The following is an 18769-nucleotide window of genomic DNA, read 5'->3' as shown; positions in this document are numbered from 1 at the left end:
CGGTCCCATCCCGAACCCGGAAGCTAAGCCCTCCAGCGCCGATGGTACTGCACTCGAGAGGGTGTGGGAGAGTAGGACACCGCCGGACTTCTTTTCCGAAGCCCGTTTGCTCCCTTTAATTAGGTCGAGCAAACGGGCTTCGGTATTTTTGTCGATATGCACGTCCAGGCGCACACAGAGCTGACCGAGTTCGCGGAGTTGGCCATGCCGGTCTTCGCGGCCGACCCGGTTCGGCATACGCTCGGCTTGTCGGTACTGCGGCGCTACCGCGACGCGCCGGCCGAGGGAGACCGTCCGCCGGTTCTGCTGACCGTGCACGACGACGACCAGCTCGTCGGCGTCGCGTTGCGCACTCCGTGGCGCAGGCGCTGGTCAGCCGGCCGACCGGCGGGATGAGCCGCCGAGCGCATCCTGCTCTTCACCGACCTGAGCAATCCGACCTCGAACGCGATCTATCAGAAGATCGGCTATCGGCCGGCCTACGATGCCGTCGACCTGGAGTTCGTCCCCTGAACCGGTTCCACGGTTTCCCGGGTGACCGGCCGGCCGCGCACCGCGGAGGAGAACACCAGCGACGTGGTCGTGTCACCGAACCGCTGCGCCTGCTCGACGATCGCCTCCAACTCGAGCATCGACGCGCACACCACGCGCAGCAGCCAGCAGTCCTCGCCGGTGACGTGGTCGGCGTCCATCGCCTGCGGCAGGGCCAGCACGTGTTGGCGGAACCGCGGCGTGTCCAGGCTGCGCACCCGTACCCGGACGATGGCCTCGACCGGCAGCCCGACCGCCCGCGGATCGACGGTCGCGCGGAAGCCGGTGATCACGCCGCGCTGTTCGAGACGGCGCACCCGTTCGGTCACAGCCGGCGCGGACAACGCCACCCTGCGGCCGACCTCGCTGAACGACAGGCGCCCGTCGGCCTGGAGCAGATCCAGAATCCGCCAGTCGATCTCGTCCAGATCCACGTCAGTCTCCTGGAAATCAAAGGCGATCAGCAGTACACGCCTGGAGTTTGGCATGTCGATCGCGCCCGTCGCCAGGCAGGCTTTCTGACATGGACACAGCCAACGCGCTCGCTCACCCACCCGCGCCGCCGCACGTCGCGGCCGAGTTCTTCGCGGCCGAACTCGCCCTGGAAGTGGATCCCGACGACGTCGCCCGCGACCTGGCCGCGAGCCTGAACACCGGGTACGTGCTGGTCGAGACCCGAGGGCCGGACGCGTTCGCGGCCGCGCGGATACCCGGCGCGATCAACCTGCCGTACCGCGAGCTGACCGAGGAGCGCACCGCCGCGTTGGACCGCGATCTGGTGTACGTCTGCTACTGCGAAAGCTCCCGCTGCAACGCGGCGGCCAAGGGCGCACTGCGGCTCGCCCGGCTCGGGTTCACGGTCAAGCGGCTCACCGGCGGCATCGAGTCGTGGCGTGCCGCCGGGTATCCGGTCGAGGGCGAAGAGTCCGCAGAAGAGTCCACAGTGGACACCGGGGCGGTCGCCTGCGCGTGCTGAGCCGCACGTAGCCTCGATCGGGTGGAGCACCCGACGATCCTCGTGCTGCAGCCGTCCGACGCGGACCCGCCGGCGCGGCTCGGTGAGTGGCTGACCGACGCGGGCGCGGAGCTGGACGTACTGCGCCCGTTCGCCGACCCGGTTCCGGCGACCGCGGCAGATTACGCCGGCGTGGTGTGCCTCGGCGGTCGGATGGCGGCTACCGACGACCTTGACCACCCCTGGCTCGCCGATGTCCGGCGGCTGCTCGCGGACGCGACGCGGAGCCGGACGGCGGTGCTCGGCGTGTGCCTCGGCGCCCAGTTGCTGGCCGTCGCCACCGGTGGGCGGGTGGCCGCCGGCGAGCACGGACCGGAGGCGGGGCCGTCGTTGGTGGCCAAGCGGGACGCGGCGTGGGTGGACCCGCTGTTCGCCGACCTGCCGCTGATGCCCGACGTACTCCAGTTCCACGGCGACGTGATCGACCCGCTGCCGCCGGGTGCCGAACTGCTCGCCGCGTCGCCGAGGTACCCGAATCAGGCGTTCCGTATCGGCGGTTACGGCTACGGCGTGCAATTCCACATCGAGACCACGCCGGACTTGGTGCGCGAGTGGGCGCGGGACAACGACCGGGTCGCCGCCGCCCTCGCCCCGGACGCGTTGGATCAGCTCGACGAGGCGCACGAGGGCATCGAGCAGAGCTGGCGCCCGTTCACCGCGCGGTTCGTCGATCTCGCGGCCGGCCGGCTGGAGCCCGTTGGCGGTCGTCACGGTCTGCCACTGGTCTGAACCATCCGTTTGGTTGTAGAACCACCCCGCAGGGTGACCGGTAGCGTGCCTCGAAAGGTATTAACGAACCGTCAATGCCGTCGGGGAGGTCCGCGTGGATGCCGCTGTCCTGATCACCATCGTCGTGATGACGGCGTTGGCCTTCGACTTCACCAACGGCTTCCACGACACGGCCAACGCGATGGCCACCTCGATCGCCACCGGTGCACTGCGCCCCCGCGCCGCGGTCGCCCTGTCGGCCGTGCTGAACCTGCTGGGCGCGTTCCTGTCCGTCGAGGTCGCGAAGACGATCTCCGGCGGGATCGTCGACGAGAGCCAGATCTCCCCGGCGGTGATCTTCGGCGGCCTGGCCGGCGCGATCCTGTGGAACCTCCTGACCTGGTACGTCGGCCTGCCGTCGAGCTCGTCGCACGCGCTGTTCGGCGGGCTGATCGGTGCCGCCTGGATCTCCTTCGGCGCGGACTCCGTGCACCTGACCAAGATCGTGGAGAAGATCCTGTTGCCCGCGCTCGCCGCGCCGCTGATCGCCGGGCTGGTCGGATTCATCGCCACCTGGATCACCTACCGGATCACCCGAGGTGTCCCGGATCGCCTGGTGACCAAAGGCTTCCGGTTCGGGCAGATCGCCTCGGCGTCGCTCGTCTCGCTCGCGCACGGCACGAACGACGCGCAGAAGACCATGGGCGTGATCACCCTGACGCTGATCTCCGCCGGTCACCTGTCACCCGGTTCAGGTCCACCCGTATGGGTGATCGTGAGTGCCGGTACCGCCATCGCGCTCGGTACCTACCTCGGCGGTTGGCGGATCACCCACACCCTCGGCAAGGGGCTGACCAAGCTCGAGGCGCCGCAGGGGTTCGCCGCGCAGACCAGCGCGGCCACGGTCATCCTCACCTCGTCGCACCTCGGTTTCGCGCTGTCCACCACGCACGTGTGCTCCGGCGGGATCATCGGTGCCGGCCTCGGCGGACGCGAGCGGGACGTGCGCTGGTCGGTCGCGCGGCGAATGGCCGTGGCGTGGGTGCTCACCGTGCCCGCCGCCGCGGTGGTCGGGGCGATCGCCGGGAAGGCGGCGTCGTTGGGCACCGGCGGCGTGATCGGTGTCGCGGTGGTCGGCATCGCGGTGGCGGTGGGCATCTACCTGGCGTCGCGCCGCACGCCGGTCGGGCCGGCGCATGTGGTGGACGAGTTGTACACGCCGGCCGAGCCCACCCCGGCCAGGAAGGTGGCGTGACGATGCACGTCAACTGGGGTGCGTTGGTGTCCGTGCTGGTCGTCTCGCTCGCCGTGGTGGTCGGGCTGGTGTTGCTGTTCGGGCTCGGGCTGCGCGGGATCGCCGCCCGGGACGGCAGGTCACCGGTTCCCGGTGTCGCCCTGGCCGCGGTCGCGTTCGCCGGCTGCGCCGCGGTGATCGGGTTGGGCATCTACGTGATCGTCAGCTGACTGCCGTTACCGTTGGGGGCGATGAGTGATCCCGCGCGCGGTGCCACGTCGGTAGCTCGGTACGGCCTGACCTACGGCGGTGCCGAGCAGGAGTTGCGCGCGGCCGGCTGGTGGGACGATCGCGGGGTCATCGCCGGCACTGAGCCGATCATGGTGTCACTGTCCCGCGCGCCCGATCCCGATCTCACGCTGCGCGGCCTCGACCGGATGCGCGCGGCCGACCCGGACGGCTGGCCGGAGGTCTCCCGCGCGCTGGCCGACGATCCGGCACTGCGCGGGCGGCTGCTCGCCGTACTCGGATCGTCCACCGCACTGGCCGACTTTCTCGTTGCCACACAAGGAGAATGGCGCCGGCTGGCCAAGTCTGAGCTTGTCCACCCGGACGACTTCACCGCCGAGCTTCTGTCCACTGTGGACGCGACGGACGGGGTCGCGGCGATCACCGGTCGGGCCGCGATCACCGCGCTGCGCACCGGCTACCGCGGTCTGCTGCTCGAGGTGGCCGCCGCCGACCTCGGCACGGTCGTCGAGCCGTCGCTGCCGAAGTCCACCTACGACGACACCACCGGCAGGCTCACCGCGCTGGCCGAGGCCGCGCTGCGGGCGTCGCTGGCCGTGGCCCGCGCCCAGGTCGACGCGCCGGTGGACCTCGCCGTGATCGCGATGGGCAAGTGCGGCGGCCGCGAGCTGAACTACGTGTCCGATGTGGACGTGATCTTCGTCGGGGACGGTGATCTCGGTGCCGCCACCCGCGCGGCCAGCACGATGACCACGGTCGCCGGCGAGGCGTGCTTCGAGGTCGACGCCGCGCTTCGCCCCGAGGGCAAGGCCGGCGCGCTGGTGCGCACGATCGACGGGCACGCCGCGTACTACAGCAGGTGGGCGCACACCTGGGAGTTCCAGGCGCTGCTCAAGGCGCGTCCGGTGGCCGGCGATCAGGAGCTGGGCGAGCGGTACATGGACGTGGTGCGGCCGCTGGTGTGGGCCGCCGCCAACCGGGACAACTTCGTCACCGACGTGCGCGACATGCGCCGCCGCGTCGAGGACCACGTCCCAGCCGAGCTGACCGAACGCGAGCTGAAGCTGGGCCGCGGCGGGTTGCGCGATGTCGAGTTCGCCGTGCAACTGCTGCAGCTCGTGCACGGCAGGGGCGACCCGGAGCTGCGGCTGGCGTCCACTGTGGACGCTCTGGACGCGCTCGGCGCCGGCGGCTATGTCGCGCGGGTGGACGCCGCCGAGTTGGCCGAGTCCTACCGTTTCCTGCGCACCGTCGAGCACCGGCTGCAGTTGCGCCGGCTGCGCAGGACGCACCTGTTCCCGTCCGAACAGGACACTCAGGAACTGCGCACCCTCGCCCGCGCGATCGGCATGAAGGCCGTGCGCGGCAAGTCCGATGCGCAGGTGCTACTCGCCGAGTTCCGCCGGCACGCCAACCGGATCCGCCGGCTGCACGAGAAGCTGTTCTACCGTCCGCTGCTGGAATCGGTGGCGCGCGTGCCGACCCAGGAGCTGCGCCTGACCACCAAGGAGGCCAAGGCCAGGCTCGCCGCGCTGGGGTACGCCGCGCCGGACGGGGCACTGCAGCACATTCAGGCGCTCACCACCGGGGTGTCGCGCCGCGCCGCGATCCAGACCACGCTGCTGCCCGTGCTGCTCGGGCTGATCGCGGAGACACCCGACCCGGATGGCGGGCTGCTCGCCTACCGGCGGGTGTCCGAGGCGCTGGCCGCCACGCCGTGGTACCTCCGCGTGTTGCGCGACGAGGGCGCGGTGGTCGAGCGGCTCGCGACGCTGCTCGGCACGTCGAAGCTGGTGCCCGACCTGATCGTGCGCGCGCCCGAGGTGCTGCGGCTGCTCGGTGACGACCGGGCGTTGGCCTCCCGTGATCCCGAGGAGGTGGCCGCCTCCCTGATCAGCGCGGTCAACCGGCACGGCTACCTGGGCAACGCGGTCGCCGCCGCGCGCTCGCTGCGCCGGCACGAGCTGCTGCGGGTGGCGTGCGCGGATCTGTTGGGACTACTGGAAGTTCGGGACGTGTGCGCGGCGCTGTCCAACGTGTGGACGGCGGTGCTGCGGGCGGCACTCGGCGCGGTGGAACGGGCCGAGTCGGCGAGTGCCGGTGGGCGCGCCGCGGAGATCGCGGTGATCGCGATGGGCCGGCTGGGCGGCGCGGAGCTGGCCTACTCGTCGGACGCGGACGTGATGTTCGTGTGCGAGCCGGCTCCCGGAGTGTCCACTTCGGACGCTCTGCGGTACTCGGGGCGGGTGGTGCAGAGCGTGCGGAGGCTGCTCGGCGCGCCGAGCCAGGACCCGCCGCTGCAGGTGGACGTGGACCTGCGGCCGGAGGGACGGCAGGGTCCGCTGGCGCGCACGCTGGAGTCGTACCGGTCCTACTACGCGCAGTGGGGCGAGGTGTGGGAGGCACAGGCGCTGCTGCGCGCGAAACCCGTTGCGGGCAACGAGGAACTCGGCGCACGGTTCGTCGAGATGATCGAACCGGTGCGCTATCCCGACGGCGGCCTGGACACCGCGCGGGTGCGCGAGGTGCGGCGGATCAAGGCGCGGGTGGACACCGAGCGGCTGCCGCGCGGGGCCGATCCGACCACGCACACCAAGCTCGGCCGGGGCGGGCTGGCCGATGTCGAATGGACGCTGCAACTGCTGCAACTGCGCCATGCCAACGAGTTGCCCGAGCTGCGCACCACGTCCACTGTGGACGGACTGGCCGCCGCCGGGCGCGCCGGCGTGCTCGATCCGTCCGATGTGGACGCTCTGACCACGGCGTGGCTGCTCGCCACCCGGGTGCGGAACGCCGCGACCCTGGTGCGTGGCAAGCAGACCGATCAGGTGCCGACCTCAGGGCGCGAGCTGGTCGCCGTCGCGTCGGTGCTCGGTTACGACGACCCAGGAGAGTTCCTGGACTTCTACCGGCGCACCACCCGCCGCGCGCGTTCGATCATCGAGCACGTCTTCTACGACGACTGATCTCAGCGTGAACTCCTCGCCGTCGTCGTCCATCTCGGCGAGCAGGCGGGTGCCGTCCGGCAGCACCACGGTCCACAGGTCGAACGGCTCGTCGTGGCCGTACAGCACGTACGCGTCGAAGTGCGCGGCGAAGCGCCGGGCGAACTCCAGCCGGCCGACCCGCTCGGCGAGCCGGCCCTCGATCCCGACGTCGACGGTCATCGCGAAATGACCGGACACCTCGTCGTGGGTGCAGAACGCGGCGAACACGAAGCCCTCGGGTAGGTCGCGAAGCTCTTCACGGGAGGCGTGGGCGCGGCCCACATACAGCTCGCCGTCGCTGATCTCGAAGCAGTCCAGCAGGAACGCGCGCAGTTCCTCGGGCGGCACGCGGCGTGACGACAGCAGGTCGTAGCCGTCCGCGCCTCGTGACATGGGCGACAGGGTAGGGCAGCCGTCGGTGGGTGCTCGTACGGTTGGACCATGCCGTTCAGCACCAGGATCGCCGTGCGCAGCTACGAGCTGGACGCGCTCGGCCATCTCAACCAGGCCGTGTACCACTCCTACGCCGAGGTGGCCAGGGTCGAGGCGTTCATCGCGGCCGGGGTGAGCTGGGACGACCTGGTCGCCACCGGCGTCGGGCCGGTCATGCTCGCCTCGCAGATCAACTTCCGCCGTGAGCTGCGCGGCGGTGAGAAGGTCGACGTGACCTGCGAGCTGAAGTTCGGCGACGGCAAGACGTTCGTCGTCGATCAGCGGATCCTCAAGGTCGACGGAACGCTGTCCGCCGAGATCAGCAGTGTCATCGGATTGATGGACCTGAGCGCGCGCAAGCTGCTCGAGGATCCGCGCGCCGTGCTGGAGAAGGCCGGGCTGGACCTGTCCGGGTTGAGCGCCTGATGGCTCGGCGGAACGTCTCCTCCGGCGGCCCGTTCGAGGACGTGTACGGCTACTGCCGCGCGGTCCGCGTCGGTGGTCAGATCCATGTCGCCGGGACGACCCCGCAGCCGCCGCACACGGTCGGGTGTGACGCCTACGAGCAGGCCCGCGCCGCGCTCGCGATCATCGAGCAGGCGCTGCGCGACGTGGGCTCCTCGGCCGAGGCGGTCGTGCGCACGGTGACCTACGTGACCGACCTGGACGACGCGCTGCTCGTCGCGCGGGCGCACAACGAGGTCTTCGGTGACGTCCGCCCGGCCGCCACGTTGGTCGAGGTCAGCGGGCTGTTGGGTGACGGCGTGAAGGTCGAGATCGAGGCGTACGCGATCGAGGAGAGCTGACCTGGCGGGCGCGCGGACCGATCAGCCCGGCGGCTCGCGCGTTCATCGAGCACGCCCGCGCCGCACTGTCAGCCGGCTAATCCGAGCAGGGCCGGATCCGTTGCCACGGCACGGAAACGCTCCGCCGGGTCGCGGACCAGGCGCCCCGCCTCGACGTCCAGTACCCCGCCGACATTGGCCACCTCCGCGACCAGGGTGCCGTCCGGCCGGCGGACGTCCTGGTGCACGCGGAAGGCCTTGCCGTCACCCCAGGTGAAGGCGCAGCTCACGGTGATCTCGTCGCCGGCCCTGAGCTGCTCGTGGTAGCGGACCGTCTCCTCGATCCGGATCGGCGTGACTCCCTTGGCCCGCAACGAGTCCGCGGTGATTCCCGCCGCGCGCAGGCACTCCCAGCGGGCGTGCTCGCCGTACTGCAGGTACACCGCACCGTTGACGATGCCCTGCGCGTCGAGTTCGTAGGCGCGAACGGTCAGCCGGATCGTGAACACGTCGCCGACGCTAGCCGGTGCCACCGACAAATCACGCTGCGCGCGGCGCGTACATGATCACCGCGACGCCGGCGAGGCAGACTAGCGCGCCGATGACGTCCCACCGGTCGGGCCGGAAACCGTCGAACACCATGCCCCACGCCAGCGAGCCGGCCACGAACACGCCGCCGTACGCGGCCAGGATCCGCCCGAAGTGGGCGTCCGGCTGCAGGGTCGCCACGAACCCGTACAGCCCGAGCGCGATCACCCCGCCGCCGATCCACAGCAGGCCGCGATGCTCACGAACCCCTTGCCACACAAGCCATGCGCCGCCGATCTCGGCGAGCGCTGCCAGGACGAACAGCACCATCGAACGCAGCACGGTCATGCCGCGAACGGTAACGCCTTAGCAATGTTCCAGCGGGCTGTTGTACGACACGCCGCCGGCCGAGCCGCCCCACTTCACACAGCTCGGCGAGTTCATCGCGACCGGCCCGGCGTAGTGGGTGAACTGGCCCGAATTGGTCTTGCGGGTCACGCCTTCCGGTTCCAGGTACGCGGCGGTCGCGGTCGGCGTGCCGACGGAGGCGAACTTCAGCGTGACGACGCAGTTGTTCTTCGCGCCGCCGTTCCACATGAGGTTCACCGTGCCGGCCGAGCCGAGCCGCGCGGTGTCGATCACCTTGTAGCCGGAGCCGCACAGCTCGGCCGGGTCGTACGGGCTGGCGCAGTTGTTCGACTTGACGTTGGCGTTCGGGTAGCCGAACGTGCGGCCGTCGAACGTCGCGCGCTGGATGTTGCCCGGGTAGCCGGACGAGCCGAGGCGGACCTCGTAGTGCAGGTGCGGCGAGATGTTGTTGCCCGGCTTGCTGGTGTTGCCGAGCGTGCCGATCGCCTGGCCGCGCGAGACGACCTGGCCCGCGGTGACCGCCATCGTGTTCAGGTGCGCGTAGTAGGTGAAGTAGTTGCCGGCGTGCTCGATCTTGACCAGGTTGCCGTAGCCGTTGGCGCTGCCCTGGTGTGCCGCCGTGCGGACGGTGCCCTCCGCGGCGGCGACCACGGTGTCGCCGAGATCGGCGTCCGGCGTGGAGCCGCGGTTGAAGTCGATCTCGTGGCTGCGGTGCGCGCTGGAGTTGTCGCTGTCGCCGTTCCACGTCTGGCCGCACGGGAAGGGAAGCTGGAACGCGGGGGCCGCGCTGGCCACGGCGGGTGAGAACAGCAGTGTCGCGCCGGATAACAGTACGCAGACGGCGGCCGAGAGCAGGGGCTTGACGCGCATGACGACGTCCTCTCACCGTGCGGGCGCACCGGTCGCCGCACCTGAAGTTGTGAAATATCACCAGATAGACGTCGTCCGAGAAAGGAAGCTACGAGCGCCCGATCCGCGTTGTCAAGCGGCCATTACCGAGTTCTTAGCGCACTGGTGAACGCGCGAGTCCCGCGCTCAGACACGGTGAGTCCCGCGCTCGTGCGGCCGGTGGAGTGCGCGAGCGCGGGACTCGGGGGTGCGCAGCGCGGGACTCGCGATCGTCAAGCGCGCCGAGTTCGGTGAGTCGTGTCAGGATGCGCGCATGGACGTGTGGGAGCACGACGGGGACAAGTACGAGTACGAGTCGTACTACTCCGTGCCGGACGAGGCGTGGCGGCACGAGTTGATGCCGCTGGACGGTGCGCCGGAGACCTACCCGTGGATGCACGTCGTCGTGCCCGACACCGTGGACGACGGGCCGTTCACGCCGGCGCCACCGGAACGGGTGACCGTCGCCGTCGGGGGTGACGGCGAGCTGCCCTGGCCGGTGGTGCGCCGGTTCCTCGAGGAGGTCTACGACTCGGGTCACGTCCCGCGCTGAGGACCGTCCACTGTGGACGCGACCGGGTAGTCGATCGCCACGCTCCCGCCGGAGGCGTAGTTCGGCACGTCGGCGAGCGCGGCCTGCCCCTGCGGCGAGGTGAGCGCGTGGTCCATCGCGTCGGCGTCCTCGAAATCCGCTTCGAAGATCGCGAAGTACGGCGATTCTCCTTGCGCCGCACCGATGTCGAAGCTGTACCGGTACGACAGCAGGTTCGGCATCTCGCGCACCAGCGGCAGGTGCTCGGTCTCGTAGTACCGGCGAAAGTGCGCCGGATCGGCCGGCGGCGGATAGAGAACGACAAGTTTGTGCATGCCAGGACGGTACGAGCTGGAGTGCGCTCCAGCGCAAGCTCAGCCGGCCAGCGAGTCGATCAGCCGCCGCAGTTCGGCGATCTCCTCGTCCGCCACGAACCCGGGCTCACCGGCGGACATGTAGGTCGCGTTGACCACCCGCAGGATCCACGCGGCCGTGCGCTCCGGCGAGAACACCGGCGGCGTGCCGGACCGGCGCCGCAGCAGCGCGGCCAGCGTGTCCCGGGTCAGCTTCTGGTCGGCGTCCAGCTTCTCGGCGAACTCGTCGTCCCGGATCGCCTGCAGCAGCGCGGCCACGGTGAGGCCGGGTGCGTGCGGGTTGCCGAGGTCGGCGACCAGATTGTCGACCAGCAGCCGGAACCCGTCCTCCGCCGACTTCTCGGCCAGCGCCCGCTCGCACACGCCCGCGTTGCGCTCGAACCCGGCGGCGAACAGCGCGTGCACGATGTCGCGCTTGGTGGGGAAGTAGTGGAACAGCGTGCCCGACCCGATTCCGGCGCGCTTGCAGATCGCCGAGGTCGAGGTGCCGTCCACGCCGGCCTCGGCGAACTCGTCGGCCGCCGCACGCAGGATCGCCGCCCGTCGGGCCGCGTGCTGCTCGGGGTTCACGGTGCGCATCGCCAGTGATCATTCATGACGACGCACGGTAACGGCGTTCCGGACGGCCCGTGCCGCCGTAGCGCAGCCGCACCTCGGCCTGTCCGGTCGCCACGAAGTGCTCCAGGTACCGCCGGGCGCTGACCCGCGACAGCGACGCGGCCGCCGCGCACTCTGCCGCCGACATGTCCTCCTCCGCCGCGCGCAGCACCCGCGCCACCAGACGCGCCGTCTCGGCGGTCAACCCCTTGGGCAGCGCCGGTTCCGCGCCCGGCCGCGAGCCGAACACCTTGTCCACATCGGACTGCGCGGCCGTGCCCAGATTCGCCAGCCGAGTGCGCAACGCCGCGAAGTGCCGCAACTGGTCGAGCAGTGCCGCGTAGGAGAACGGCTTGATCAGGTAGTGCAGCACGCCGCCGCGCATCGCCGCCCGCACGGTCTCCACGTCGTTCGCCGCGCTGATCACGATCACGTCGACGTCCGGTGATCCGGTGTCGCGCAGCGTGCGCAGCACCTCGATGCCGTGCATGTCGGGCAGGTAGATGTCCAGCAGCACGAGGTCCGGCCGCAGCTCGCGGGTCATGCGCAACGCGTCCGCGCCGGTGTGCGCGACACCGGCCACCTCGAAGCCCTCGGTGCGCGTGACGTAGCCGGCGTGCACCTTGGCCACCATGAAGTCGTCGTCCACGACGAGCACCCTGATCATGGCAGCACCCTGGGAAGCCGGGCGGTGAACACCGCGCCGTTTCCGCCATCGTCGTTGTGCACCTGCACGGACCCGTTGCGGCGCAAGCAGATCTGCCGGGTCAGCGCCAGCCCGAGACCTCGGGTGCCCTCGCGCGCCGCCTTCGTGGTGAACCCGTGCCGGAACACCTCCTCGGCGATCTCCGGCGCCACGCCAGGACCCGAATCGCGCACCACCACGAGCACCTCGCTGTCGTCAGAGCCGTCGTCGGTTTGGGACACGTCCACCTCGATCCAACGCTCGCCGTGCGTGCCCCGCAACGCCTCCAGCGCGTTGTCCACCAGGTTGCCGATCACCGTCACCAGGTCCGAGGACAGCTGCTCGTCCACGGCGCCGAGCCGCGCCGACGGGGTCAGCCGCAGCCCGACGCCCTGCTCGCTGGCCAGGCTCGCCTTGGCGATCAGCAGCGCGGCCACCGCCGAGTCGGCGATCCGGGTACTCACCTCGTCGTGCCACGCCTGCCGCGTGTGGCTGACCCGATCGACGTAGTTGCGCACCTCGTCGTACTCGCCCAATTCGATCAGCCCGGAGATCGTGTGCAGCCGGTTGGTGAACTCGTGCGCCTGCGCGCGCAGCGTGTCGGTCGCCGTGCGGGTGGCGTCCAGCTCGCCGCGCAGCGCCTCGATCTCGGTGCGGTCCCGCAGTGTCACCACCGAGCCGACCGCGCCGCCGGCGAGCACGATCGGCATCCGGTTCATGATCAGCACCTTGCCCTTGCGCAGCACGATCTGGTCCCGCCCCTCGGCACGCCCGGTGAGTACGTCCACCAGCCTCTCGTTGAACTCCAGCGCCCGCACGGGTTTGCCGACCACGTCGTGCGGCAGCGTGAGCAGGTCCCGCGCGTGGTCGTTGACCAGCGTGATCCGGTCCGACTGGTCGAGGCCGACCACGCCTTCCTTGATCCCGTGCAGCATCGCCTCGCGGTGCTCGACCAGCCCGGCGATCTCCGCAGGTTCGAGCCCGAAGGTCTGCCGTTTCACCCGCCGGGCCACCAGCAGCGAGCCGACCACGCCGAGCACGGTGGCCAGACCCAGCAGCAGCAGCGCGTCGCCGGGGGAGTTCACCACGCCCTCGAAGAACGTCGGCGTGTCCTGGCCGGCCGCGACATAGCCGATCACCGTCCCGCGTTCGCCGATCACCGGGACGTGTGCGACCAGCGAGCCGTCCACCTCGCCCACCCACGATCGTCCACTCTGGACGGTGCTGTCGCCGAGCGGCAGCGGCGAGCCGACCTGGGACGGATCCGGCGAGGTGAGCACCCGACGGGACGACGGCAGCGCGATGATCACCGAAGTCGCGCCGGACAGACTGCGCGCGCTCTCCGCGAACGGCGGAAGTTGGTGGTACCGCAAGGGATCCGCGAGTGCGGCGCGCACGCCGGCGGTGGCCGCGACGTCCTCGGCCACCGACAGCATCCGCCGCCCCTCGGTGGCCCGGAACGCGGCGTTGGACTGGATCGCGCCGAACACCGCGACCGCACCGAGGAGCGCCAGCACGATCACCAGCTGCCAGCCGAGCAGCTGCCTGGTCAGCGACCCACGTCCCGCCATCGGCCCAGTGTGCACCGGCCCGCGCTGCTCGGCGCGTGAACACAACGACCACAACGTACGCAATGCGGCTAAGCGCGACACGGCGTTCACCGGCGTGCAACATGACCCATCAACACGGGAGAGAGGTGGATCACAGTGCGAACCAAGGCGATCGTGGCGGCGGTGGTCGCGCTGGCGGCCGTGCTGGTGATCCCGCCGCTGATCAGTTCGGGCGACGACGGCGTGCGCGGGTTGCGCGTGCTGGTGCCGAACGCGCCCGGCGGTGGGTACGACACCACGGCGCGCACAGCGGCCAAATCGATGGAGGAGGCCGGGCTGGGCCGCAATATCGAGGTGTTCAACCTGCCCGGCGCCGGCGGCACGGTCGGCCTCGGCCGGCTGGTCAACGAGCGCGGCAACGACCGGCTGGTCATGTCGATGGGCCTCGGCGTGGTCGGCGCGGTGTACACCAACCACGCGCCGTCGTCGCTACAAGACACCACGCCGATCGCGCGGCTGATCTCCGAGCCGGACATCGTGGTGGTGCCTCGGAACTCGCCGTACCGCGACATTCGCGCGCTGATCGAGGCGTGGAAGGCCAATCCCGGTGCGGTGCAGGTCGGCGGCGGGTCCGCGCCCGGCGGGCCGGATCACCTCGCGCCGATGCTGATGGCCAAGGCGGTCGGGCTGGCGCCGCGCGACGTGCGGTACGTGCCCTACGACGGCGGCGGCGAGCTGCTCGCCTCGGTGCTCGGCGGCAAGATCGCGTTCGGCGTGTCGGGCATCAGCGAGTACCGCGACCAGATCCAGTCCGGCGACCTGCGGGTGCTCGCGGTGACCAGCGGGCAGCGGCTGGCGGGCCTGGACGCGCCGACGCTCAAGGAGTCCGGCGTGGACGTGGACTTCACCAACTGGCGCGGAGTCGTGGCGCCGCCCGGGATCAGTGACAGCGAACGGGACCGGCTGATCTCGGTATTCACCAAGCTGCACGACTCGCCGCAGTGGGCGGAAGCGTTGCGGCGCAACGGATGGGGCGACTCGTTCGTCACCGGCGCGCGGTTCGGCGAGTTCCTGTCGGCGGAGAACAGTCGGGTGGCCGGCGTGCTGAAGGAGTTGGGTCTCGCATGAATGTCGCGTGGTTCAAGGAGCGCTCCGAACTCGGCGTGTGCGTCGTGCTGCTGGCGCTCGGCGTGCTGGTGCTGACCGACGCGCTGTCCATTCCGACCGACTTCGCGCAGCGTGGACCCGTTGGGCCACAAGCGGTTCCGGTACTCGTTGGCGGTCTGCTGATCGTGGTGTCGGTGCTGTTGGCGCGGGACGTGCTGCGCGGCGGGCGCGGCGAGGCCGAGGGCGGCGAGGACATCGACCTCACCGAGCCGGGCGACTGGCGCACGGTGCTGCTGCTGTCCGCGGCGTTCCTGTCCAACGCGGCGCTGATCGACCTGGTCGGGTTCCCGCTGTCCGGCGCGATCATGTTCTGGGGCGCCGCGTACGCGCTGGGCAGCCGCAACCTGGTGCGCGACCCGCTGATCGCGGCCGGGGTGTCGATCGTGACCTTCGTGATCTTCGACGTGCTGCTCGGCGTGCCATTGCCCGGCGGGCCGCTCATGGAGGTGTTCTGAGATGGACGCGTTCTCGCAACTGATCGACGGGTTCGGCACCGCGCTGACCCCGGCGCACCTCGGGCTCGCGGCACTCGGCGTGCTGCTCGGCACGTTCATCGGCGTGCTCCCCGGGATCGGCCCGGCGATGGCGGTGGCCCTGCTGCTGCCGGTCACCTACGGCCTGGAACCGACCGGCGCGTTCATCATGTTCGCCGGCATCTACTACGGCGGCATGTTCGGCGGATCGACCACCTCGATCCTGTTGAACACGCCGGGGGAGAGCGCCGCGGTGGTGACCGCGATCGAGGGAAACCCCATGGCGCGCAAGGGAAGAGGCTCGCAAGCCCTGGCCGCCGCGGCGATCGGACACTTCGTCGGCGGGCTGATCGGCACGATCGCGCTGGTGCTGCTCGCGCCGACGGTGGCCAAGCTCGCCATCGACATCGGCGCGCCGGACTACTTCGCGATCATGGTGCTCGCGTTCATCGCGGTGACCTCGGTACTCGGCAGCTCGCGGGTGCGCGGGTTCGCCTCGCTGCTGATCGGGCTGGCGATCGGACTGATCGGGCTGGACGAGATGACCGGACAGCAGCGGCTCACGTTCGGGTCGCTGGAGCTGGCCGACGGGATCGACGTGGTGATCGTGGCGGTCGGGCTGTTCGCGGTGGGCGAGTCGCTGTGGGTGGCCGCGCACCTGCGCCGCAGGCCGTCCGAGCCGATTCCGGTCGGCCGTCCGTGGCTCGGCCGGGACGATCTGCGCCGGTCGTGGAAACCGTGGCTGCGCGGGCCGGTGATCGGCTTCCCGTTCGGCGCGATGCCGGCCGGCGGCGCGGAGATCCCGACGTTCCTGTCCTACGTGACGGAGAAGCGGCTTTCCAAGAACCGCAAGGAATTCGGGCACGGCGCGATCGAGGGCGTGGCCGGTCCGGAGGCGACCGCGAGCGCGTCGGCGGCCGGCACCCTGGTGTCGATGCTGACGCTCGGGCTGCCTACCACCGCGGTGGCCGCCGTGATGCTGGCGGCGTTCCAGCAGTACGGCATCCAGCCCGGCCCGCTGCTGTTCGAGCGCGAATCCGAACTCGTGTGGGGCCTGATCGCGAGCCTGTTCGTGGGGCTGACCCTGCTGCTGTTGCTGAACCTGCCGCTGGCGCCGGTGTGGGCCAAGCTGCTCAAGATCCCGCGGCCGTACCTGTACGCCGGCATCCTGTTCTTCGCCAGCGTCGGGGCGTACGCGGTGAGCGGGCAGGTCGTGGACCTGATCGTGCTGTACGTGATCGGGCTGATCGGCCTGGCGATGCGGCGATACGGGTTGCCGGTGCTGCCCGCGGTGATCGGGGTGATCCTCGGGCCGGCCGCCGAGCAGCAGATGCGGCGCGCGCTGCAACTGTCCGACGGTGAGATCGGCGGGCTGTTCAACACTCCGATGTCGATCGTGATCTACGCGATCGTGGCGCTGATCCTGCTCTGGCCGCTGGTGCGCAAGCTGCTCCCGTCGCGACCTGCCGCACCGGACGACGAGCCGGCCGAACGGGAGCCGGAGAAGGTCGGCTGATCTACCGCCATTCGATGGCTATTGCATACTGGTTGCATGTCCGACATCGGGTTCACACCGGCCAGGGTCGCGGCCGTGGCGGACGCGCGGGAGGCGTTGCGTCGGGACGGCGCGGTGGTGCTCACCGGGTTCGAGCCGACGGCGGACGGGCTCGTGCTGGCCGCGGCCGCGGTGCTCGGGCCGCGGCTGCGCGAGTTGTTCCCGCTGCGCGAGCGCCCGTCCCGAGACGGCGGCCCGGTCGGCCTGCACGCGGACGGCTTCGACATCGTGGTCGACGTCGCCGGGGTGCTCCGCCGGCGCCGCGCCCCGGACGAGGACCACGTGCTCGTGCAGTGCGTCGCGCCCGCCCCCGCCGGCGGCGACTCGTTCCTCGCCGACGCGTACCGGTTCGTCGACCATCTCGCCTCGGCCGACCCGGAGCTGTGGCGCTTCCTGACCACGGTGGACGTCGACCTGTACGGCGGCTGGCCGGACGTGCGCGGGCTGCCGTCGACACCGCGAGTCGGCGCGCACGTCGAGTACACCCGCACCGGCCGTCGCATCGTGCGGCGTGGTGGCGGCGCGGTGCCACTGCATCGGGATCCGGACGCCGAGCACATCACCGCGATGCTCGCCAGGTTCGACGAGGCCGTCGCCGACCTGGAAGGCACGTTGCCCAGGGTGCCGCTCGAGGCCGGTGACGTGCTGCTGATCGACAACTTCCGCTGCTGGCACGGCCGTGATCCGCACGAGGGCGACCGCCTGGTGCGAATTCTGACGCTCCGCACGGCGGAGTGACGCTAGCCTCTAGCCTTCTCCGGTGCCACATCGGATTGACGGCTGTGAGGTGTGCCGGATTCTCGACGGTCTGACCGTCGGGACGCTTCCCGGCGGCTGGGTGCTCAACGGCAACATCGATCCCGCGATCAGACGGCCGGCACTCGTCCTGTCCACAGTGGACCACTACGGCCATCTCGCCGAGATCGGCGGCACCGAGGCGGAGTGGCTCGGCCGGCACCTGCGGCGGATCGACGGGATCGCCAGGAAAGTGCTCGGCGCTCAGCGCCTGCACGTGCAGTTGCTGAACGAGGCAGGCCACGTGCATTTCCACCTCGTGCCGCGTTATCCCGACGACGACCGGTCCGTGTTCGCGCTGGCTTTGCTGCGAGTCGACGCGCCGGCGGGTGCACCTGATTCGGCGTCCGCCGCCCGATCGGTGCTCGCGGAGTTGACATGAAGAATCGCGATATCGAAGCGCACGCGCCGCTGGTACTGGTCGTCAAGATCACCACCTTCATCGGCCGGATCAGCCCATTCCGGCTGTTGACGAAGATTCTCGGCGCGCGGGAGCGGTTCCCGTTCTGGCGGCGATTCCTGACCACGCACCCGATCGCCGGACGACGGCTCGTGGTGGACAGCAGGGTGGACAACGCGGCGCTGTACGTGCTGCTCTGGCTCGCCGTTCTGGTGGTGTTATTCATGGCGACGCCGGCGTGGAGCGGCGCGTCGGTGGCCGGCCGAATCGTCTGTGTACTGGCGCTGCTGCTCGCGGTCTGGCGGTATGTGGACGTGATGGCGTATCAGATCGGAATTCTGCTCGACCCGCGCCAGCGCGTTCTGCAGTCCGCGCCGCGCAGCCTGATCGTGCTGTCGCTGAACATCGTGGAGTTGACGCTCGTCGCCGCGATCGCGATGCACGTTCTGGGTGCGGAAACGGCGTCCGGTCAGGTGATGGACCGCGCCGACTCGTGGATTCGCGCGTTCAATCTGGTGGCATTCCTCGAACCGATCGAGCGAGCCGGTTTCCTGGTACTGGTCGCGCAGGTGTTGAACGTACTGGCCGGCGTGCTGTTCCTGATCGTCGGTTTCGGAACCGTGCTCGGGCTGATCACCGGAGAATTCTCCCGGCCCGATTCGGACGATTCCCGGCAGGATCGAGACTGAACCGCGCCGACTACTTGCCGATTGCCAGGTAATCGGACCACCCGGTCGCGGTGGCAGGCTTGTCGGTCTTGGCATCCCGGAGTTCGATCTGGAGCTTCACGTGGCGTCCCTTGCGCATGTTGTAATCGCAGACGTCGCCGTCGGTGCACGCGCCGTCGCGGCCGTAGTCGGTGTGCCAGTCGGTCCTGACGTACATGCCGTCGGAGTAGATGTCGAGGGCTGTCAC

General features: G+C 70.2%; 24 protein-coding genes and 1 rRNA gene. 16 read left to right on the top strand and 9 right to left on the bottom strand.

Features of this window, described 5'->3' with window-relative positions; genetic code table 11:
- Positions 1-88: ribosomal RNA gene (gene rrf, locus EV193_RS28995) — 5S ribosomal RNA — on the top strand; the annotation flags it as partial.
- 68 nt (positions 89-156) lie between these two features.
- Positions 157-396, top strand: coding sequence for a hypothetical protein (locus EV193_RS28990; RefSeq protein ID WP_130348102.1), 240 nt, complete (start codon positions 157-159; stop codon positions 394-396).
- Positions 397-479: 83 nt separating this feature from the next.
- On the opposite strand, the gene EV193_RS28980 is transcribed toward EV193_RS28990, so the two are convergent.
- Positions 480-965 carry an Lrp/AsnC family transcriptional regulator gene (locus EV193_RS28980; protein WP_130348101.1) on the bottom strand — a complete coding sequence of 162 codons (486 nt, stop codon included), beginning with the start codon at positions 963-965 and terminating at the stop codon, positions 480-482.
- An 89-nt stretch (positions 966-1054) separates the two neighbouring features.
- Here EV193_RS28980 and EV193_RS28975 point away from each other — a divergent pair, with 89 nt between their 5' ends.
- The 7 genes from EV193_RS28975 (at position 1055) to EV193_RS28945 (ending at position 7962) form a co-directional block, all read left to right on the top strand.
- On the top strand, positions 1055-1507 hold the full coding sequence (locus tag EV193_RS28975; RefSeq protein ID WP_130348100.1) for a rhodanese-like domain-containing protein: 453 nt from the start codon (positions 1055-1057) through the stop codon (positions 1505-1507).
- A 21-nt stretch (positions 1508-1528) separates the two neighbouring features.
- A complete protein-coding gene (locus EV193_RS28970) occupies positions 1529-2275 on the top strand; it encodes a type 1 glutamine amidotransferase (RefSeq protein ID WP_242613752.1) in 747 nt (248 codons plus the stop codon).
- A 94-nt stretch (positions 2276-2369) separates the two neighbouring features.
- Entirely contained in the window at positions 2370-3509 is a 1140-nt protein-coding gene (locus EV193_RS28965) for an inorganic phosphate transporter (RefSeq protein ID WP_130348099.1), read from the top strand.
- Complete coding sequence (locus EV193_RS28960; protein WP_423202243.1) at positions 3506-3718, top strand: hypothetical protein; 213 nt, start codon at positions 3506-3508, stop codon at positions 3716-3718. The genes EV193_RS28965 and EV193_RS28960 overlap by 4 nt, the downstream gene beginning before the upstream one ends.
- A 21-nt stretch (positions 3719-3739) precedes the next feature.
- Positions 3740-6703, top strand: a complete 2964-nt coding sequence (locus EV193_RS28955; RefSeq protein ID WP_130348098.1) for a bifunctional [glutamine synthetase] adenylyltransferase/[glutamine synthetase]-adenylyl-L-tyrosine phosphorylase — start codon at positions 3740-3742, stop codon at positions 6701-6703.
- A gap of 462 nt (positions 6704-7165) precedes the next feature.
- A complete protein-coding gene (locus EV193_RS28950) occupies positions 7166-7582 on the top strand; it encodes an acyl-CoA thioesterase (protein ID WP_130348097.1) in 417 nt (138 codons plus the stop codon).
- Positions 7582-7962, top strand: a complete 381-nt coding sequence (locus EV193_RS28945) for a RidA family protein (RefSeq protein ID WP_130348096.1) — start codon at positions 7582-7584, stop codon at positions 7960-7962. The genes EV193_RS28950 and EV193_RS28945 overlap by 1 nt, the downstream gene beginning before the upstream one ends.
- A gap of 68 nt (positions 7963-8030) precedes the next feature.
- Here the strand turns inward: EV193_RS28945 and EV193_RS28940 are convergent, their stop codons facing one another.
- The 3 genes from EV193_RS28940 to EV193_RS28930 are packed head-to-tail and all read right to left on the bottom strand — an operon-like array spanning position 8031 to position 9708.
- Positions 8031-8450 (bottom strand): acyl-CoA thioesterase, encoded by a 420-nt coding sequence (locus EV193_RS28940; protein ID WP_207222852.1) that lies wholly within the window; start codon positions 8448-8450, stop codon positions 8031-8033.
- A 31-nt stretch (positions 8451-8481) separates the two neighbouring features.
- The gene (locus tag EV193_RS28935; protein WP_130348094.1) at positions 8482-8817 is read right to left on the bottom strand and encodes a YnfA family protein; all 336 of its coding nucleotides are present in this window, start codon (positions 8815-8817) and stop codon (positions 8482-8484) included.
- A gap of 18 nt (positions 8818-8835) precedes the next feature.
- Entirely contained in the window at positions 8836-9708 is an 873-nt protein-coding gene (locus EV193_RS28930; protein WP_130348093.1) for a M23 family metallopeptidase, read from the bottom strand.
- A gap of 292 nt (positions 9709-10000) precedes the next feature.
- Here EV193_RS28930 and EV193_RS28925 point away from each other — a divergent pair, with 292 nt between their 5' ends.
- Complete coding sequence (locus tag EV193_RS28925) at positions 10001-10279, top strand: hypothetical protein (protein WP_130348092.1); 279 nt, start codon at positions 10001-10003, stop codon at positions 10277-10279.
- Here EV193_RS28925 and EV193_RS28920 read toward each other — a convergent pair.
- Genes EV193_RS28920 through EV193_RS28905 form a run of 4 tightly spaced genes read right to left on the bottom strand, consistent with a single transcriptional unit; the run spans position 10264 to position 13485 of the window.
- On the bottom strand, positions 10264-10593 hold the full coding sequence (locus EV193_RS28920; protein WP_130348091.1) for an EthD family reductase: 330 nt from the start codon (positions 10591-10593) through the stop codon (positions 10264-10266). The two genes, EV193_RS28925 and EV193_RS28920, sit on opposite strands and share 16 nt — an antisense overlap.
- A 39-nt stretch (positions 10594-10632) precedes the next feature.
- The gene (locus tag EV193_RS28915) at positions 10633-11211 is read right to left on the bottom strand and encodes a TetR/AcrR family transcriptional regulator (protein ID WP_130348090.1); all 579 of its coding nucleotides are present in this window, start codon (positions 11209-11211) and stop codon (positions 10633-10635) included.
- Between the two features lie 13 nt (positions 11212-11224).
- A complete protein-coding gene (locus EV193_RS28910; RefSeq protein ID WP_130348089.1) occupies positions 11225-11896 on the bottom strand; it encodes a response regulator in 672 nt (223 codons plus the stop codon).
- Positions 11893-13485, bottom strand: a complete 1593-nt coding sequence (locus tag EV193_RS28905) for a sensor histidine kinase (RefSeq protein WP_130348088.1) — start codon at positions 13483-13485, stop codon at positions 11893-11895. The genes EV193_RS28910 and EV193_RS28905 overlap by 4 nt, the downstream gene beginning before the upstream one ends.
- Before the next feature lie 153 nt (positions 13486-13638).
- Between EV193_RS28905 and EV193_RS28900 the strand changes: the two genes are divergently transcribed.
- From EV193_RS28900 to EV193_RS28875, 6 genes are read left to right on the top strand one after another with little or no spacing between them, the layout of a single operon-like run.
- Positions 13639-14592 carry a Bug family tripartite tricarboxylate transporter substrate binding protein gene (locus EV193_RS28900; protein ID WP_130348129.1) on the top strand — a complete coding sequence of 318 codons (954 nt, stop codon included), beginning with the start codon at positions 13639-13641 and terminating at the stop codon, positions 14590-14592.
- The gene (locus tag EV193_RS28895; protein WP_130348087.1) at positions 14589-15086 is read left to right on the top strand and encodes a tripartite tricarboxylate transporter TctB family protein; all 498 of its coding nucleotides are present in this window, start codon (positions 14589-14591) and stop codon (positions 15084-15086) included. The genes EV193_RS28900 and EV193_RS28895 overlap by 4 nt, the downstream gene beginning before the upstream one ends.
- A 1-nt stretch (position 15087) precedes the next feature.
- Complete coding sequence (locus EV193_RS28890; protein WP_130348086.1) at positions 15088-16620, top strand: tripartite tricarboxylate transporter permease; 1533 nt, start codon at positions 15088-15090, stop codon at positions 16618-16620.
- A gap of 36 nt (positions 16621-16656) precedes the next feature.
- Positions 16657-17397 carry a TauD/TfdA family dioxygenase gene (locus EV193_RS28885; RefSeq protein ID WP_130348085.1) on the top strand — a complete coding sequence of 247 codons (741 nt, stop codon included), beginning with the start codon at positions 16657-16659 and terminating at the stop codon, positions 17395-17397.
- 22 nt (positions 17398-17419) lie between these two features.
- Positions 17420-17836: an HIT family protein gene (locus tag EV193_RS28880; RefSeq protein WP_130348084.1), complete on the top strand. Its 417-nt coding sequence runs from the start codon at positions 17420-17422 to the stop codon at positions 17834-17836.
- Positions 17833-18543, top strand: coding sequence for a hypothetical protein (locus EV193_RS28875; protein WP_130348083.1), 711 nt, complete (start codon positions 17833-17835; stop codon positions 18541-18543). The genes EV193_RS28880 and EV193_RS28875 overlap by 4 nt, the downstream gene beginning before the upstream one ends.
- Before the next feature lie 10 nt (positions 18544-18553).
- Here the strand turns inward: EV193_RS28875 and EV193_RS28870 are convergent, their stop codons facing one another.
- On the bottom strand, positions 18554-18769 hold the full coding sequence (locus EV193_RS28870) for a hypothetical protein (RefSeq protein ID WP_130348082.1): 216 nt from the start codon (positions 18767-18769) through the stop codon (positions 18554-18556).

It is taken from the genome of Herbihabitans rhizosphaerae (genome assembly GCF_004216555.1).
GTDB lineage: Bacteria > Actinomycetota > Actinomycetes > Mycobacteriales > Pseudonocardiaceae > Herbihabitans > Herbihabitans rhizosphaerae.
The sequence above is the reverse complement of the archived record's forward strand: the minus strand, read 5'-3'. Positions and strand labels throughout refer to the sequence as shown.

What these genes read in the sequence shown, in the direction of transcription:
- EV193_RS28990 (WP_130348102.1), top strand. Translation starts at nt 157, where the DNA reads ATGCACGTCCAGGCGCACACAGAGCTGACCGAGTTCGCGGAGTTGGCC.
- EV193_RS28915 (WP_130348090.1), bottom strand. Translation starts at nt 11,211, where the DNA reads ATGCGCACCGTGAACCCCGAGCAGCACGCGGCCCGACGGGCGGCGATC.
- EV193_RS28895 (WP_130348087.1), top strand. Translation starts at nt 14,589, where the DNA reads ATGAATGTCGCGTGGTTCAAGGAGCGCTCCGAACTCGGCGTGTGCGTC.
- EV193_RS28905 (WP_130348088.1), bottom strand. Translation starts at nt 13,485, where the DNA reads ATGGCGGGACGTGGGTCGCTGACCAGGCAGCTGCTCGGCTGGCAGCTG.
- EV193_RS28925 (WP_130348092.1), top strand. Translation starts at nt 10,001, where the DNA reads ATGGACGTGTGGGAGCACGACGGGGACAAGTACGAGTACGAGTCGTAC.
- EV193_RS28955 (WP_130348098.1), top strand. Translation starts at nt 3,740, where the DNA reads ATGAGTGATCCCGCGCGCGGTGCCACGTCGGTAGCTCGGTACGGCCTG.
- EV193_RS28885 (WP_130348085.1), top strand. Translation starts at nt 16,657, where the DNA reads ATGTCCGACATCGGGTTCACACCGGCCAGGGTCGCGGCCGTGGCGGAC.
- EV193_RS28935 (WP_130348094.1), bottom strand. Translation starts at nt 8,817, where the DNA reads ATGACCGTGCTGCGTTCGATGGTGCTGTTCGTCCTGGCAGCGCTCGCC.
- EV193_RS28945 (WP_130348096.1), top strand. Translation starts at nt 7,582, where the DNA reads ATGGCTCGGCGGAACGTCTCCTCCGGCGGCCCGTTCGAGGACGTGTAC.
- EV193_RS28875 (WP_130348083.1), top strand. Translation starts at nt 17,833, where the DNA reads ATGAAGAATCGCGATATCGAAGCGCACGCGCCGCTGGTACTGGTCGTC.
- EV193_RS28920 (WP_130348091.1), bottom strand. Translation starts at nt 10,593, where the DNA reads ATGCACAAACTTGTCGTTCTCTATCCGCCGCCGGCCGATCCGGCGCAC.
- EV193_RS28910 (WP_130348089.1), bottom strand. Translation starts at nt 11,896, where the DNA reads ATGATCAGGGTGCTCGTCGTGGACGACGACTTCATGGTGGCCAAGGTG.
- EV193_RS28975 (WP_130348100.1), top strand. Translation starts at nt 1,055, where the DNA reads ATGGACACAGCCAACGCGCTCGCTCACCCACCCGCGCCGCCGCACGTC.
- EV193_RS28930 (WP_130348093.1), bottom strand. Translation starts at nt 9,708, where the DNA reads ATGCGCGTCAAGCCCCTGCTCTCGGCCGCCGTCTGCGTACTGTTATCC.
- EV193_RS28950 (WP_130348097.1), top strand. Translation starts at nt 7,166, where the DNA reads ATGCCGTTCAGCACCAGGATCGCCGTGCGCAGCTACGAGCTGGACGCG.
- EV193_RS28890 (WP_130348086.1), top strand. Translation starts at nt 15,088, where the DNA reads ATGGACGCGTTCTCGCAACTGATCGACGGGTTCGGCACCGCGCTGACC.